We start from the raw sequence: 16635 nt of genomic DNA, 5'->3' as shown, positions 1-16635 counted from the left end.
AGCCCCGAATCGTCTGAACCTAGCGCTATCGAGACCTGGCCATGTCCCAAGACATCCACGCCCACCGCATCCTCATCCTCGACTTCGGCTCCCAGTACACCCAGCTCATCGCCCGCCGCGTGCGCGAACTGGGCGTCTATTGCGAGCTGCACCCCTTCGACATGGACGACGCCGACATCCGCGCCTTCGCTCCGCGCGGCATCATCCTCGCCGGCGGGCCCGAGTCGGTCCACGAGGCCGGCAGCCCGCGTGCACCCAAGGCGGTGTTCGACCTGGGCGTACCGCTGTTCGGCATCTGCTACGGCATGCAGACCATGGCCGAGCAGCTCGGCGGCAAGGTCGAAGGCTCCAACATCCGTGAATTCGGCTATGCCAAGGTCGACGTGGTCGGCAAGAGCCGCCTGCTCGAAGGCATCCAGGACCACCTCGACGACGACGGCGTGCTCGGCCTGGACGTCTGGATGAGCCACGGCGACAAGGTCGGCAAGCTGCCGGACGGCTTCCACATCGTCGCCAGCACCCCGAGCTGCGCCATCGCCGCCATGGGCGACGACGAGCGCGGCTGGTACGGCGTGCAGTTCCACCCCGAGGTGACCCATACCAAGCAGGGCGGGCGCATCCTCTCGCGCTTCCTGAAGGACATCTGCGGCTGCGAAGCCCTCTGGACCCCGGCCAACATCGTCGAGGACGCCATCGCCCAGGTGCGCGCCCAGGTCGGCAGCGCCAACGTGCTGCTGGGCCTCTCCGGCGGCGTCGACTCCTCCGTGGTCGCGGCGCTGCTGCACAAGGCCATCGGCGACCAGCTGACCTGCGTCTTCGTCGACAACGGCCTGCTGCGCCTGCACGAGGGTGACCAGGTGATGGCCATGTTCGCCGAGAACATGGGCGTCAAGGTGATCCGCTCCAACTCCGAGCAGCGTTTCCTGACCAACCTGGAAGGCGAGGCCGACCCGGAGAAGAAGCGCAAGATCATCGGCCGCACCTTCATCGACGTCTTCGACGCCGAAGCCAGCAAGCTCGACAACATCAAGTTCCTGGCCCAGGGCACCATCTACCCCGACGTCATCGAGTCGGCCGGCGCCAAGACCGGCAAGGCCCACGTCATCAAGTCCCACCACAACGTCGGCGGCCTGCCCGAGGAGATGAACCTCAAGCTGGTCGAACCGCTGCGCGAACTGTTCAAGGACGAGGTGCGCAAGATCGGCCTGGAGCTGGGCCTGCCCTACGACATGGTCTACCGCCATCCCTTCCCCGGCCCGGGCCTGGGCGTGCGCATCCTCGGCGAAGTGAAGAAGGAATACGCCGACCTGCTGCGTCGCGCCGACGACATCTTCATCGCCGAACTGCGCAAGGCCGACTGGTACCACAAGGTCAGCCAGGCCTTCGTCGTCTTCCAGCCGGTGAAATCCGTCGGCGTGGTCGGCGACGGCCGCCGCTACGCCTGGGTCGTCGCCCTGCGCGCGGTGGAAACCATCGACTTCATGACCGCCCGCTGGGCCCATCTGCCTTACGAACTGCTGGAAAAGGTCTCCAACCGCATCATCAACGAAATCGACGGCATCTCCCGCGTCACCTACGACGTTTCGAGCAAGCCGCCGGCGACGATTGAGTGGGAGTGATGCCGCGGCCGGCATAGACCGGCACGTCTAGCAGAAAAAACCAAAAGCCCGCGTAATTGCGGGCTTTTGGCTTTTTGATGAGGGTGAATCCTGGCAGTCTCCACGACCTGCACCGCACGGTCAGCCTCTTTCGCACGCGGTAGGTTACAACTCCGACTGAATCGAGGAGTGCCCGGCGCACCAGCAGAGGGGGGCGTGCGCCGTTTACAATAAGGTCGTGGCGGGATCAGCGTCGTGCGATGTGGCAGGACTAGGCTGATGTGATTGATGAATGGACGCTCAGGCAACCCGGGAGAACTATTGGTCAGGCTGCGTGGTTTCCGTCCATTACAACTAGTCGCTTGATGGGAAATTGCCTCTGCCGGAACAATTTTCATGAGTGCTGACTAGCCGTTTGCATTTGACATGACCGGTCGTACACACGGCTCATGGACGAACGCATTCATTCATGACTGACCGCTAACGACCCAAAGCGGACGGTCGATTAACGACCGCGATCGGCAAAAACAGAGGCATGGTTAGCTACGAAACAAGGGGCGACTCCGGGTGGCTAAATCGAATGCCTAGAGCTACAGCCCCTTGCTAGTAACCAGGAATCGTTTGCTGGCCTGTACTAACCGATCTGTCGCTTGGTTCAATTGCACCGAATCGCCCTCGAGTACACCTGCTTCCGTTGCATTGTCATGGACGACCGCTTGCAACGCCTCTAGATCCCCAGTGACCTGAGCGCTGATGGCCGATTGACATTTGGTGCTCGCGGCAATTTGAAAAGTCATAGCATTGATCGAGGCAATTTCCGCTGCTACCGTACCGAGCAGGTTGGCAGCCTGTTCCGTGCCTGTCACACACCTATCCGCGCCCTCTCGGCTATCACGCATCGCTTCGGTAGCCTGTGTAGTGCTGTGCTGGAGCCTTTCGATAAGGGCTCTTACCTCGATGGTGGAACTGGCCGTACGTTGCGCCAGATTACGAACTTCATCGGCAACTACGGCGAACCCTCTGCCCTGATCCCCAGCCCGTGCAGCTTCGATCGCAGCATTAAGTGCTAAAAGATTGGTCTGGTCCGCAATACCACGTATCACATCAAGCACTTTTCCAATCTCGGTAGAGGCCTCGGCCAGTGCGTGGACATCTCGGTCTGTGGTATCGATATTCCCGGCAAGGGACAGGATCTCGGTGCGGATATGCTCAACCGCAGCCGTGCTCTCACGAGAATGTTCATTGATCGACACGGCGATGGCGGAAGCCTGAGTGGCACACATGGCTACCTCGTCAATTGAGCCTGCAAGGTTGGTTAGCGCCACATCCATGCGATCGGCCGCGCCCTGCTGCTCATCGACGCCTTGGCGTATGCCCGTAGTAGCGCCGCCCAAGCTTTTTGCCATCTGGCCAAGCCTATTCGCCTCGCCGACGACTTCACCTACCATCCGTTCTAGCTGGTCCAGGAACTGGTTGAAGCGTATCACTACGGGGCTTTGCACGTCGCTGCGATAGCTGAGATCAACCCTTGCACTGTCGGCACCAAGACGATTGGCGATATCTAATATGGCTTGCCCTTCCCGAGCCTCGGTCTGGCTACGCTTGGCCATATATACAAGAATGACCGTTTCAATAACCACATACAATGCGTGTAGGAGAACGACCCAAATATTATGATGATGCACTACATGTACAGCAGTGATGTGTTCTTGCATGAAGAAAAAGGAAAGGTGATGCACCGCAATGACTGCAGCCGCTATCACAATCGGTAACCAGTCTCGGTAATAAACAAGGCAAGCTAGGAGCACGAAGATGCCGAAGTGTAATTCGGTGAAACCCCGCCCTTGGTTGATATGAAGAGCAGCCAATACCATGAGACCAACGCCCATAGCGCAACGAAGTAACCTTGACCCTGAGAAAAGTTGTTGTAACAAAGTCAGGGCGACTGAACAGCCGCCGCCCACAATGAGGGATTGTCCCCAAGTATCTGACCATGCAGCTATCCCTAGCGAGGCCAAGAACATGAACCAAACCAGACCGAGCATAACGCGGTCAGCTTTAAGGTAATGCCGTTCAAGTTGAGATATGGAGGGACGCATAGCAGAACCGTCTTTAGAAGATCAAGAAATTTTGGCAGCATCCTGCTTGTTTTAGCTTATCGGTCGAAATTTCTGAAACTTTAGCATTTGATCTGTAGCCACCAAAAAGGAATTAAGTAGGAACAAAGCGAGACGGCTGAATTTCTTTCCATTTCGTAGACACCATCGAACGTCCGCTCATGGCCGATTGCGGCCCGTTGCCACCGGCTGCAATCGGCCAATAGCAGTCACTCGCAAATAAGTTAAACCGGGCTCATGGAGGATGTGCGATTCCGACAATGACCGCTGCTGTCCGCAGCACGCTGATCGGTATCGGATCTCGCCAAGGTCACAAATCGGCTCTCGTTTCGCTCGAGATTCTCGCCGCATCCCGCGCAGGAGGCAGGCCGAACACCCGTGCATAATCCCGCGTGAATTGCGTGGCGCTTTCATAGCCCACCTCGAACGCGGCGGCCGTGACGCTTTTGGCGCTGGCGACCATGAGGGTTCGGGCCTGTAGCAGGCGAACCCGTTTCTGGTACTGCAATGGGCTCAGCGTAGTGACGGCTTTGAAGTGCCGGTGAAACGCCGAGACGCTCATGGCCGCCTTTTGCGCCAGGCTTTCTACTCTGATCGGTTCAGCAAAGTCTCGCCGAATCCACTGAATGGCCAGGCTCACGCGGGCCATGGCAGTGTCTGGTGCGGCGATCTCTCGCAACATCCAGCCATGCGGGCCTTGTAGAACGCGAAACAATATCTCGCGCTCGTACGCTGGGGCGAGCGCGGCAATCGCATCCGGGTTGCCCATGAGTCGAAGCATGCGCACCCAGGCGTCCATCAACTCTGGCGTGATGGCAGCAACCGAAAAGCCGGGGTCGTTTTCGTACCGCCCCATAGGTTTCGGAAGGTCAGCCAGCAATGTAGCGAGCACTGTCGAGTCGAGGGTCAGGCTAACGGCTAGGTAGGGCTCGCCTGTCTCCGCGGCGTGGACAGCCCCTACCGCGGGCAGGTCGATGGACATCACAAAATACGTCGCAGGGTCATACCGAAGGGTGCGGTCGCCCACCGTCATCGTTTTGCTGCCTTGCAGGATCAGGTTGATCATCGGGTCGTAGACGGCAGCGAGCATGTGCTCGGGGATATCGCCCTGAACCATGGCAACTCGCGGAATACCCGTTTCGGTGCGGCGATTTTCGGCCTTGGCGGCCAAGATGCGTAGCTCATTCAGTTGATCTTTCATGGAAGGGATGTTGACCGGAGATCGACGCGCCGTACAAGCAAAAAGCAGAAACAGGCAAGTTTGGAGTAGGAACGGCTGCGTCGGCGAGGCGGTGCGTCGCTACTGTGGTGACTCATTTCATCGACAGCGGAGCACCACATGAGCGTGATTGTCATCACCGGCGGCAGCCGTGGTATCGGTGCCAGTACGGCACGGCACCTTGCCCAGCGTGGCACGGGTGTCATCCTGACTTACAACAACAATCCCCAAGCAGCGGCGGAGGTCGTGGGGGGTATCGAGCAGGCCGGCGGTAAAGCCGTTGCGCTCAAACTCGATGTTGGCAACGTGGGCAGTTTCGAAGCCTTTCGAGAAGCGGTCGTGATGACCTTGAGAGACGTCTGGAACATCAGCACGCTCACTGGCTTGGTCAACAATGCGGGGTATGGCCTATTCAACCCGTTGCAGACGGTCAGCGAAGCGCAGTTCGACGGCCTGTTCAACGTTCATTTGAAAGGTCCGTTCTTCCTGACCAAGGCACTTCTTCCATTGCTGGAAGAGAACGCCAGCATCGTCAACCTGACCAGCGCCACCACCCGCGTCGCCACGGCCGGGGTGGCGCCTTATGCGGCGTTTAAAGGTGGGTTGGAGGTGCTCACACGCTATATGGCCAAGGAGTTCGGTGATCGGCGCATACGGGCCAATGCGGTTTCACCTGGAGCGATTCGAACTGAGTTGGGAGGCGGGCTCAACGACGAGTTCGAGGCGATGCTGGCTGGGCAAACCGCTCTGGGCAGGGTGGGTGAGCCTGAAGATGTAGCGCAGGTCATTACCATGCTGTTGTCCGAAGACGGCGCCTGGATCAATGCCCAGACCATCGAAGTGGCAGGCGGCTACAACATCTGAAAAAGCGAGGACTATGACGTGCTGGATCATGTTTTTCTATCCGTTAGCGACATCGAGCGCTCCATTCGTTTTTACGAAGCGGCACTGTCGCCGCTTGGCATCAACGCACGTCTGGACTATGACGGCAAGAACGGCCCGCCAGGTCATCCGGATCTCAAAGGCTTCGGCGCCAATGGCCGAGTGTTCTTCTGGCTGCGCGAGGGTGTGGTCGAGGGACGGGCTGCTCACGTCGGGTTTGTCGCGAGCAGCAAGGCTGAGGTCAAGGCTGCCTATGCCGCCGCTATGAGCCAGGGAGCCGTTGACAATGGCGCGCCTGGTGCCCGGCTGCATTACGACCCGAATTATTACGCCGCGAACGTGCTAGACCCGGATGGTTACAGTGTGGAATTCGTCTACAAAAACTGGCAGCACGCGCAATGAAGACACTACTGATTTACGGCGCGACGGGTTACACCGGGCGCATGGCCGCTGAGCGAGCGAAAGCACTAGGTCTAACTTTCGAAATAGCGGGACGTACGGTTGATCGACTTGAAGATCTTGCCGCGCAACTGGATGTTCCTTACCGCGTGTTCGGAGCAGATGCTCAGGCGGCAGAGGCGCTGGATGGTATAGACGTCCTATTGAACTTCGCAGGGCCTTTCGCGCAAACAGCTGAGGCGTTGATGCGCGCGTGCATGCAGGCTGGTGTTGACTACCTAGACATCACGGCCGAGATTAATATCTACCGGCTCGCGGAGCGGCTGGGTGCTCAAGCTGGCGAGGCGGGCGTGATGCTTCTGCCTGGCGTCGGCTGGGACGTTGTCCCCACGGACTGCCTGGCCATGCATGTGGCCCAGCGGGTTGCGGACCCTCATGCGCTGAGCATTGCGCTGCAGGTTCCCGGGTCGATGTCTCGGGGTTCGGCGATGAGCGTCAGCGAAATCATCGGCGCAGGGTTGCTCGCAAGGATCGACGGTGAACTCGTGGCAACGGCTGATGCGCAGTCACGCCAGTTTGATTTTGGCGACGGGCCGGTGACGTGCCAGCCGTTGTCTTTCGGTGATCTGGTGACGGGGTGGCATTCGACAGGCATCCCCAACATCGCGATGTTCGTGCATATCTCGGGCGAGGCTTTTCCCAAGGGCGACTTATCACAACTGCCTGATGGTCCCAGCGTCCATGAGCGGGACACCCATCGGGCTTGCGCGGTTGCAGAGGTCACCGCGGCGGATGGCAGCGTTGCAAGATCCATGATCGAAACGGTGAACGGATATTCCTACACGCCGCTGGCCGCCATTGAAGCTGCGCGCCGGGTGTTAAGCGACGATCGCAAGCCTGGTTTTGAAACGCCAGCTCGCATTTTCGGTGGTGAATTTGCGGAGAGCATTGCCGGAACGACCATCACTGATCGCTGCCTTCCGTAGGTAGCGTCTATGCGGGTTGCTCAGAAATTCGTAGCGCCGTCGCGAGTTTCGAACTCGAGGGAAATCAATTTGCCGGCAAGCTGCGCCACTTCCGCCAGGCGCTTGCGAGACATGCCACTGCATGCCGCCGCCGATAGGCCCCGCAGGGTGATAAGCACGTAGTCAGTCAGAACCTGACCGGTTTCCGGGCGGACCTGATCAAGGTAACGGCGTATCGCCTGGTTCCCGGCGTTGCCCAGTTTCTCGGCCATATCGCGGGCGGTCGGATCGTCCGCGCGCATACCCTCGGTAATCAGACAGCCACGCAAAGCCCGGTCTCGCCCGTACTGCTTCGCAGCGGTAATCAGCAGTGCGGTCAGTGCTTCTGCGGGCGGTCGATCCGGTCCCAGCAGCCTGTCCATAGGCAGCGCGCTTTCACTGGCGTAGCGATGCATCGCGCGCTCGAACAGCTCGGCTTTGCTGCCATATGCGGCGTAAAAGCTCGGCGGCTTGATGTTCATGGCCTCGGTCAGGTCGGTCAGGCTGACCGCGTCGAAGCCGCGCTGATGAAATAGCGCCTGTGCGATGGCTATCCCTTGCTCACGGTCGAAGGGAGGGCGGCGCTGCCGGTTTTTCTCGTTCATGGCGATCTCGTTCCTGTCGGTTTGATTAATTTAGCGATCACTACAAGAGATTTCAATCACAGATCGATGGTCAGGCTTATATAGCAGTCACTAAATATGTTGCGCCCAGGTGTCTGTCTATGTAGTGTTCACTATATATTCACCCGCGCAGGTATTTCCCATGTTGTTTGAAAACAAGGTTGTTCTGGTCACTGGTGGCTCTTCGGGCCTGGGTTTCGCCATCGCTGAAGCCTTCGCCAGCCAGGGCGCTAAGCTGGTCATCACCGGGCGCCGCCAGCCTCAGCTCGACGAAGCCGTTAAGAGCCTCGGCGAGAACGCTTCTGCCGTATGCGCGGACATTTCGAACCTTGGTGACCTGACCCAGCTGTTCAGCCACATCAGCGGGGTGCATGGCCATATCGACGTATTGATCGCCAATGCCGGGACGGGTGAAATCGAGCCCTTGGGCGCAATCACCGAAGCAGGTTTCGATCGGCTCTTCACGACCAATGTCAAAGGCACGACCTTCACTGTGCAAGGCGCGCTGCCGTTGATGGGTAAGGGGAGCAGCGTCGTCGTCATCGGCTCGACCGCCTCGATCAACCCCGGCCCCGGCCTGAGTGTCTACGGAGCCACCAAGGCCGCGCTCCGTTCGCTGGTGCGCAGCTGGGTTCTGGATATCAAAGGATCCGGTGTACGCATCAACCTGCTCAGCCCTGGCCCCGTGGACACCCCGTCCCTGCGCAACGTTCTGGGTGAGAACGCGCAGGAGGTGATCGATGCCCTTAGCGAGAAGAGCACGCTCGGTCGGATCGGCCAGGCATATGAGATAGGTCAGGCCGCGCTCTTCCTGGCGAGCGATGCATCGAGCTATGTCAATGGAGCTGAGCTGTTCGCCGATGGTGGTGCATCTCAGGTTTGATACTCACACGGAGCGGCCCCGCGCTGTCAACGACGCGCTCTACCAACCTGCCGATTCATGAGCGTTTATGGAGATACTTGATGAGCAACTTTGCTGGGTCAGCAATCGATCATGTAGGCCTCGGGGTTTCGGACATTTCGCATGCTCAAGCCTTCTACGAACCTGCGCTCAGGCCGCTTGGGATTGAGTTGCTGATGAGCATCAAGGCCGATCCGCCAGCTTCAACACCTCGACGACTGGGGTTCGGCTCTGAAGGAAAGCCGTTTTTATGGTTGCATGCTGCGCTTCCCCCCAGTCACGGGACGCACATAGCTCTGATCGCAGAGAGTCGTGACGCGGTCGATGCGTTCTATGCGGCCGCCATTGCCGCTGGCGGACAAGATAACGGAGCGCCCGGCATCAGGCGCCATTACCACCCCAGTTACTACGCGGCGTATGTGCTAGGTCCTGAGGGAGTGAATCTGGAAGCGGTTTGCCAGCTAACTGCTTAGTGCTGAGCCTCGCACCCCTTTCAATCGAGTCACAGCTAGGACGGCCCTTGATCAACATGCTGTTCCCTTGTTTCACTTGGGACATGCAGAAGCGCTTCGGACCCGAACGGGTTCTACCTCATTTCTACGGACAGGTTTGGCTCGGATACGGCTACCGCCGAATGGCTGTTTCTGGAGCAATGATCTGTCTGCGGGATATTTAGGCGTTCGTTAAAAGGCAGCTTTTGGCCGACGGCCGCCCCACGCGAAGGTCTGCAATGGGTCGGTAGCTGTCGGTGAGTCTGCTCAAGCCCAGCTATGCGCGTCCTAGTATTTCACCTTGTAGGTAGCGGAATCCTCGGGCCGGTTCTGCCGGCGATCATAGATCCGCGTGGTACTGATGTTGGCATGGCCCAACCAGGCTTGGACCTTGACGATGTCTGCCTCGTGCTCCAAGGCATTGGTGGCCGCCGTGGCGCGCAGGCCATGCACGCCTAGGCCGTCTACCTTGATACCTGCCTTTTTCGCATACGCTTCCATGAGCTTATAGATGCCATCCGCCGTGATGCCGCCGCGATCAACAGGGCCGCGCAGCGGTAGAAAAAGGGACCCTTTCGACGCGACCAGGTGATGCCTGGAGCGCTCAAGGTAATCATGAATGCGGTCCGCTGCGATTGGATGCAGCGGCAGGTAGCGCACCTTGCCGCCTTTGCCGTGGATCAGCAGGTGTTTGATGCCCCGCCGTTCCAGGATGTCGCCCACCGTCAGCTGTGCCGCTTCTTCACGCCGTAACCCGTGGTACAGCAGGACCGCAAGTACGGCGCGGTCGCGCAGTCCTTTTGAGGTGGCCATGTTCGGCGCATCGAGCAGCGTCTTGGCCTGACGATCGCCCAGCGCTGGGGTCTTGCCTTCGCTGGTGTCGATCTTGGGCCGTTTGACTCCGTGCACCGGATTGCCGCCGGCGACAGCGTTGCATTCCAGAAGGTGATCAAACAGGCTGGCCAGTGCGGCGAGTTTGCGCCGTATGGTGGCCCCGGCCAGACCGCGCTTTTCCAGCTGGGCTTGCCAGGCCAGGACGTGCGCACGGTTCACTACGCGAAAATCATCCGCGCTGGCCAGCCCTATTAAGGAAGAGAAGGTTTGGATGAAACGATCGGGTGTTATGTCGAGTCCCGATTAACTGGCTCAAGGCAGGGCTCCGCCTGAAATTTCGTCGACGGTTACCTGGCCTGAGCGGTACCTACAGGGTGGAAAGCACCCACGTGCTCAAGCAAACGTAAGCGAGTAGCACAACGCTGATGGAAAGCGTTGTGCGCATGATCGCAGACTCCTGGCCCACTAGCTTCACCGCTGCTGCGGCAATAGCAATTGACTGCGGTGAAACCAGCTTGGCCATGACGCCACCCGCGGTGTTTGCGGACACCAGCAGCGCCTCCGGTGCGCCGATCTGTCCAGCCGTCACCGCCTGCAGATGGGCGAATAGCGTGTTGTTGTTGACTACCGAGCCGGTTATGAAAACACCCATCCACCCGATCACCGGCGACAGAAGCGGGAAGACGCCACCGGTCTGCGCCAGCGCCAGCCCGATGGTAGAGGAACCACCCGAATAGTTCGTGATGTAGGCCACCGCCATGACCAGCGAAACCGTCGCCAGGGGCTTCCACATCTCCCGGCAAGCCTGCGCCAGCTCCTGGCCGGCAATACGCGTGCTAAGCCGCGCTGACAGCGCGACTGTCAGTACCGCTGCCACCAGAATCGCGGTCCCGGAGGCGTTGAGCCAACCCACGCTCCATACGGCCGGCAGCACATGCATCTGCTGCACCAATGGCGGTAGCTCCTGTACCTTCCCATCCAGCAGTCCGATGGGCAACTGCAGCACCGTCTTCGCCAGCGCTCCACCTGGCGCGAACAGCGCCTTGAATGCGGGCAGGCTCCACACCAATATCGTGCCGGTCAGGATGTAGAACGGCGACCAAGCCTGCAACACCTCCCTGAGGGTGTACTGGCGTGCGGGCCCGGACGCTGTATCGGATTCCCGATAGATCCGCTTGGGACGCCACAGTTGCATGAAGCCGGCCAGAGCCCCCATCGCCGCTAGTGGCCCGAGGATATCCGCCAGTTCAGGCCCGAGCAGGTACAGCGTGGCCGCCTGCACACCACTGAAGACCACGCCGACGACGATCAGCACCGGCCAGGTCTCGCGCACGCCACGCCAGCCGTCAAGCATGAGTACCAAGACGGCCGGCGACACCAGAGCGATGACCTGGACCAGCGCCATCAGCATGGGAGCCATTTCAGATACGGCCACCCCGCCTTGTTGCGCCCCGACCAGCACCGGAATGCCGATCGCTCCATAGGCCCCCGCCGCACCGTTGGCCAGCAGGCACAGCATGGCGGCCTTCAGTGGCCGAAAGCCGAGCTCAACCAGCAGCGCGGCACAGATAGCTATCGGCACACCGAATCCTGCTGCACCCTCCAGAAAGCCGCCGAAGCAAAAGGCAATCAACAGCACCTGGACGCGCTGGTCTTCCGATACCGTCGCGATGCTACTACGGATGATCTCAAACTTGCCGCTACGGATTGCGAGCTTGTACAGCCAAACCGCCATAAGCACGATGAAGCTGATAGGGAAAACGCCACTGATGATGCCGAAGATCGCCGCCCCGGCAATCGCGCTGGAAGGCATTGTGAATACTAGCGCGGAGACCACTGCCGAGACGACCAATGCCAACAGTGCGGCGGTCAATCCCTTGAGGCGAAACGCCGTAAGTGCCAGGAGGAACACCAGCACGGGCAGCGCAGCCAGCAATGCGGAGAGATTGGGGTTATTCAGCGGGTCGTAATTCTGCGGCCACATTGTTGGGGCTCCGAGTGGTGACGACGCTTCGCAAGCGCGGGGCGTGCACAGCCAGATATGGATTGTCGGCTGAATTAGGCAACGCAGTTAGGGCACGGTGTACCGGCAATAAAGTGCCCCAGATTAGCTACCGTGGTCTGTGCAATCTCCTCCAGCGCTTCGGCGGTGAAGAATCCTTGATGCCCGGTCACTAGCACATTCGGAAAGGTCATCAGGCGCTGGAATACGTCGTCGTCGATGATCTCGCCGGAGCGATCCTGGAAGAACAGCGCGCTTTCCTGCTCGTACACGTCGATGGCGACGTGGCCCAGATGGCGCGTTTTCAGCGCACGTATTACCGCACCGGTGTCCACCAGTCCGCCGCGCGAGGTATTGACCAGCATGGCCCCGGATTTCATGCGGGACAGCGAGACGTCATTGATCAGGTGCCCTGTTTGCTCGGTCAGTGGGCAATGCAGGGAGACGATGTCTGAGCGTGTTAGCAGTTCGTCAAGCTCTACATTCTCACCGATCGCCTGGAAGGCAGGCGATATATAGGGGTCATGGCCAAGCACCCTGCAGCCCATGCCTTTAAAGATTCGCGCCGTAGCCAACCCGATCTTCCCCGTGCCCACAATGCCGAACGTTTTGCCGTGCAGCGTGCGCCCGAGCAGGCCATCGAGCATAAAGTTGCCTTCGCGTACGCGGTTGTAAGCACGGTGTGTCTGGCGGTTCAGCGTCATAACCAGCGCCAGCGTGTGCTCGGCCACGGCCTCGGGCGAATACGCAGGCACACGGGCGACGAAAAAGCCCAGCCGCTGCGCGGTGGCCAAGTCGACGTTATTGAAGCCCGCGCAGCGTAGCGCGATGGCACGAACTCCCAACTCATGTAATGCCTGCAGTACCGGCGCATCAAGCCTGTCATTGACGAACACGCACACTCCGTCGCAGCCGTCGGCCAGTGCAGCTGTACGGGAATCAAGTGTGGCCTCGTTGTACAAAAACTGGATCCGTTGCTCCACCGCAGCGGCCTCATTGGCCCGATCGAGTGAACGGCGGTCATAGGGACGCGCACTGAAGACGGCAATTCTCATCTGAAGTATCCGTTTCTGGGCATGGAAGGGTTCTGCGTCGGTCGGAGTGAGGTCGGTGGCAGGGCTTATTATGAGGTTCACCAGAACCCCAACAGTTTCCACCACACGCCGCCCACCAGTGCGAACGCTAGCAATTCGAACAGACACATGACCAAGCCGACGCGCCACCACAGTCCGAGCGTGACATAGCCGCTACCGAAGATGATGGGCGAAGTGCCGGTTGCATAGTGGGTCAGCGTCATCATGATGGCGGACCCGGCCGTCATCATGAGCATGAAGGCAATCAGGTATTCCGGCGGAATGAGCAACGCGCCCACACCGAGGAAGGCCAGCATCATTGCACTGATGTGCGCTGTGGTGCTGGCAAACAGGTAATGAGAGAACACGAAGGCAAGTACCAGGACAGCCGCGATCGGCTGCCAATTCATGCCGCTGGCAATGATGGCAGCCTTCATGCCCTCAGTGAACCAGCTCACCACTCCAAGCTTGTTGAGCTGCTCGGCAAGCATGACCAACGCACCGAACCAGATCAGTGTGTCCCAAGCGCTTTTCTCAGACAGCACATCGTCCCAGTCCAGTGTGCCGGTGATGATGAGCACAAACAGGCCGACGAATGCCACGACCGTAGGATCAAGTGTGTAGGCGGGACCGAATAACAGTGCAGGCAGATTGGCCCACAGTACCAGTAGCAGCCCGAAGGTGAAGATCATCACCTTTTCCTTTGGGGCCAGGGGGCCCATCCGCTGCAGCTCGCCCTTGGCGAAACGCACCGCGTCCGGAGTGACCTTGAGCCCGGGCGGTGATAGGAGGTAGATCACTAGCGGCATGGCTAGCAGACAGAACAGCCCAGGTACCAGCATGCACAGCGCCCACGTGGTCCATGACAGCTGCAGCTGCTGGTCGGTAGCCTTGGCCACGTAATCCACCACCAGCGGATTGGGCGCAGTAGCCGTAAGGAACATCGCCGAAGTGATCGGGTTGGCGTGGTAGTTGACCAGCGCCAGATACGTGCCGACCTTGCCCTGCGTGGCATTGGCTGGATCGGAATCAAAGGCGTTGGCGATGGATTTCATGACCGGGTGCACAATGCCGCCGCCGCGTGCCGTGTTACTTGGGGTGAACGGCGCAAGCACCAATTCACAGATAGCCAGGCCATACCCGATGCCGAGGGTGCGCTTGCCCAGCAGCGCTATGAACAGCATGCCGATACGGTTGCCCAGCCCCGTGTTCTTTAGACCGCGCGAAATTAGAATGGCGACTACGATGAGCCAGATCAGCGGGCTGGAAAAGCTGGACAGCACATCGGCAATTGCCCCTTTCGAGCTTGTCGAGGTCACTTGCGAGAGCGCAAGGATTACGATGGCCATCACCGCCATCACGCCGATGGGCATTACCTTGAGAATGATGGCCACGATGGTGGTGAGAAAGATAGCGACAAGCCCCCAAGCCTCGTCGGTGAGGCCGTCCGGGGCCGGAACGAGCAGCAAGGCGGCCAGAACGGCAGTGGTAATCAAAGCCTGCGGTAGCTTGAAAGGCACAACGGAGTTGAAGTAAATGAACGCAGCGCGGATGCGGTTGAACATGACACTTTCCTGATTCTGTTCCGTGAGCCGTGGCGCCCCTGGGGAGCGTTGCCTTAGCCATCCCTACGAGCGGAATGGACGCAGACGATTTTGAAAGCTGCCACTAACCTCCCCATGACTGGGAAGCGCCCCGGCCGCAATGTCCGGCCCAAAAAGTCAGGCGAAAGCGGATTAGTCATCCGGGCCTCGTCGCCGCTTGCCAAAAGTTTGCATAGCGGCGCGGAGTAGGCGTTTCTCTTTAACCTGACCCATTCCTGGATGTACTCGTGAGCCGTGCCGATTACGACTCTTTGCGCGCATTCACTGATCGGTTCCCCCCAGTGTTTCCTTGAATTCCTCATAGTATTGATCTGCCATTGCCCGTAAGGACCGGCCGATATTGGCGTACTCGTATTCGTTAAGGTTAGCCAGGGACACCCGGGCAGCGGGTTGCTTGGTACCGAACCCCTTGCCGGGTAGCAGCACGATGCCGGTCTCCTTCGCGATTCTGAACAGGAGGTCACCACTGCTGAAGCGCGCTTTTACCCAAGCGGCAAACTCGTCGCCATGTATCTTGCGCGCCAAGTCTTCCAGGTCCAGAAGCGTGTAGTAGTCAACGGCATTCGGATCGCTGTCAGGCTCCACGCCCAACTCACGATAGAGCGCCGCTTCGCGGCGGCGTACCAGTTTCTTGAGCTCGGCTTTGTAGCCGTCGCTTTCGTCCATGAGAGCGAAGAGCGCGAACAGCACCATTTGCACTTGCTGCGGGGTGGACAACCCTGCAGTGTGATTCAGGGCGACTGTACGGCTGTCCGCGACGATGCGGTCAATGAATTTGAGGTCTCGAACATTCGGCAAGAGCGTTCCATAGCGATGGTCCAAGGAAACTTTCGCCGCCTCGGGCAACGTCGAGAGCGCCTCATCGAAAACGCTGTCCTTGTGCGTGGCGATTACGCCTAGGCGCCAGCCGGTGGCACCGAAATACTTAGAGAATGAATACACAAGCATGGTATTGCGAGGGCATATAGCGAACAGGGACCGGAAGTCGTCGGCGAAGGTGCCATAGACATCGTCGGTCAGAATGAACAGATCCGGGCGGGAGTCCGTGATAATGCGGGCAACCGCCTCGAGCCCGCGGTCGTCCATCTTCACGGAGGCCGGGTTGCTGGGGTTGATACAGAAGAAAATCTTTATCGCCGGATCCTTGAGCTTATCCAGCTCCGTATCCGGGTACTGCCAGTTGGCGTGCGGGTCTGCGTCGATGTGTACCTGCTCCAGCCCGAATTCTTCCAGCTCCGGAATTTCAATATAGGGTGTAAACGCGGGCATCCCGATCGCGACCTTGTCGCCCCGTTTAAGCAAACCATTCTGCTGTAGCGAATGAAAGATATAGGTCATTGCGGCCGTACCGCCTTCCACAGCAAACAGGTCTATTGTTCCGGCCGGAACGAAGCCACCGATCATTTCCTTCACGATGTAATGGCCTACGACCTGCTCGGAAATTCTGAGCATGCGGGGTGGCACAGGATAGTTCGCGCCCAGAATGCCTTCGACCATCTCGTGCAGAAACGCAGAAGCCGAAAGCCCCAGTTGGTCCCGGACGTAGCTAAGGCTCCTGGCGAGAAAAAGCACCCCGGGTTGGTCACGGTGCTCAGCGGTATACCGTTCGAAACGTGCCTCGATGCCATCAATCTGCGGTAGCCCGCCGACCCCGTGGGGCATGTAGGAATAGGACAACTCGGCTTCGCTCGTGGCGAAGAGGCCAAGGCGGAAAAAGGCGCGTCGGGGCAGGGTAGACAGGAAGTTTGGATTGCCCCGACCTGCATTTAGCATCAGACGGTTTTCAGTACCGGAGGCCAGCTTGATCAGTTCATCTTTGAGTTCGAATGGACTCAGCTTGGCGTACTGGGCGTAATCGTCGTTCTTGGCAATTTCGTCGCTCATGACA

At 59.2% G+C, this 16635-nt stretch carries 13 protein-coding genes and 1 pseudogene; 6 read left to right on the top strand and 8 right to left on the bottom strand.

Annotated elements, in window-relative coordinates; genetic code table 11:
* The first annotated feature begins 41 nt into the window (after window positions 1–41).
* Window positions 42–1619 (top strand): glutamine-hydrolyzing GMP synthase, encoded by a 1578-nt coding sequence (guaA, locus tag RCF34_RS06170; RefSeq protein ID WP_308707354.1) that lies wholly within the window; start codon window positions 42–44, stop codon window positions 1617–1619.
* Window positions 1620–2188: 569 nt separating this feature from the next.
* Here the strand turns inward: guaA and RCF34_RS06165 are convergent.
* Both RCF34_RS06165 and RCF34_RS06160 read right to left on the bottom strand, forming a co-directional pair.
* The gene (locus RCF34_RS06165) at window positions 2189–3697 is read right to left on the bottom strand and encodes a methyl-accepting chemotaxis protein (RefSeq protein WP_308707353.1); all 1509 of its coding nucleotides are present in this window, start codon (window positions 3695–3697) and stop codon (window positions 2189–2191) included.
* A 328-nt stretch (window positions 3698–4025) separates the two neighbouring features.
* On the bottom strand, window positions 4026–4916 hold the full coding sequence (locus RCF34_RS06160; protein WP_308707352.1) for an AraC family transcriptional regulator: 891 nt from the start codon (window positions 4914–4916) through the stop codon (window positions 4026–4028).
* 138 nt (window positions 4917–5054) lie between these two features.
* On the opposite strand from RCF34_RS06160, the gene RCF34_RS06155 reads away from it, so the two are divergent.
* The 3 genes from RCF34_RS06155 to RCF34_RS06145 are packed head-to-tail and all read left to right on the top strand — an operon-like array spanning window position 5055 to window position 7201.
* On the top strand, window positions 5055–5798 hold the full coding sequence (locus tag RCF34_RS06155; RefSeq protein ID WP_308707351.1) for an SDR family oxidoreductase: 744 nt from the start codon (window positions 5055–5057) through the stop codon (window positions 5796–5798).
* 18 nt (window positions 5799–5816) lie between these two features.
* The gene (locus tag RCF34_RS06150) at window positions 5817–6218 is read left to right on the top strand and encodes a VOC family protein (protein ID WP_027602301.1); all 402 of its coding nucleotides are present in this window, start codon (window positions 5817–5819) and stop codon (window positions 6216–6218) included.
* Window positions 6215–7201 (top strand): saccharopine dehydrogenase NADP-binding domain-containing protein, encoded by a 987-nt coding sequence (locus tag RCF34_RS06145; RefSeq protein ID WP_308707350.1) that lies wholly within the window; start codon window positions 6215–6217, stop codon window positions 7199–7201. The genes RCF34_RS06150 and RCF34_RS06145 overlap by 4 nt, the downstream gene beginning before the upstream one ends.
* Before the next feature lie 20 nt (window positions 7202–7221).
* Here RCF34_RS06145 and RCF34_RS06140 read toward each other — a convergent pair whose 3' ends face one another.
* A complete protein-coding gene (locus RCF34_RS06140) occupies window positions 7222–7824 on the bottom strand; it encodes a TetR/AcrR family transcriptional regulator (RefSeq protein ID WP_308707349.1) in 603 nt (200 codons plus the stop codon).
* Window positions 7825–7984: 160 nt separating this feature from the next.
* Between RCF34_RS06140 and RCF34_RS06135 the strand changes: the two genes are divergently transcribed.
* Both RCF34_RS06135 and RCF34_RS06130 read left to right on the top strand, forming a co-directional pair.
* Window positions 7985–8725: an SDR family NAD(P)-dependent oxidoreductase gene (locus RCF34_RS06135; RefSeq protein ID WP_027602298.1), complete on the top strand. Its 741-nt coding sequence runs from the start codon at window positions 7985–7987 to the stop codon at window positions 8723–8725.
* 80 nt (window positions 8726–8805) lie between these two features.
* Window positions 8806–9216 (top strand): VOC family protein, encoded by a 411-nt coding sequence (locus RCF34_RS06130; protein ID WP_308707348.1) that lies wholly within the window; start codon window positions 8806–8808, stop codon window positions 9214–9216.
* A gap of 306 nt (window positions 9217–9522) precedes the next feature.
* Here RCF34_RS06130 and RCF34_RS06125 read toward each other — a convergent pair.
* From RCF34_RS06125 to RCF34_RS06105, 5 genes and pseudogenes are all read right to left on the bottom strand, one after another.
* Window positions 9523–10332 (bottom strand): annotated as a pseudogene (locus RCF34_RS06125) (tyrosine-type recombinase/integrase); the annotation flags it as partial.
* A 103-nt stretch (window positions 10333–10435) separates the two neighbouring features.
* Window positions 10436–12052 (bottom strand): lactate permease LctP family transporter, encoded by a 1617-nt coding sequence (locus RCF34_RS06120; protein WP_308707347.1) that lies wholly within the window; start codon window positions 12050–12052, stop codon window positions 10436–10438.
* Between the two features lie 74 nt (window positions 12053–12126).
* Entirely contained in the window at window positions 12127–13125 is a 999-nt protein-coding gene (locus RCF34_RS06115; protein WP_308707346.1) for a 2-hydroxyacid dehydrogenase, read from the bottom strand.
* A 77-nt stretch (window positions 13126–13202) separates the two neighbouring features.
* Window positions 13203–14708, bottom strand: coding sequence for a DASS family sodium-coupled anion symporter (locus RCF34_RS06110; RefSeq protein ID WP_308707345.1), 1506 nt, complete (start codon window positions 14706–14708; stop codon window positions 13203–13205).
* 300 nt (window positions 14709–15008) lie between these two features.
* Window positions 15009–16631: a bifunctional aspartate transaminase/aspartate 4-decarboxylase gene (locus RCF34_RS06105; RefSeq protein ID WP_308707344.1), complete on the bottom strand. Its 1623-nt coding sequence runs from the start codon at window positions 16629–16631 to the stop codon at window positions 15009–15011.
* Window positions 16632–16635 lie beyond the last annotated feature (4 nt).

The organism is Pseudomonas sp. 102515 (assembly GCF_031085165.1).
GTDB lineage: Bacteria > Pseudomonadota > Gammaproteobacteria > Pseudomonadales > Pseudomonadaceae > Chryseomonas.
This window is presented reverse-complemented; position numbering and strand designations above follow the sequence as displayed.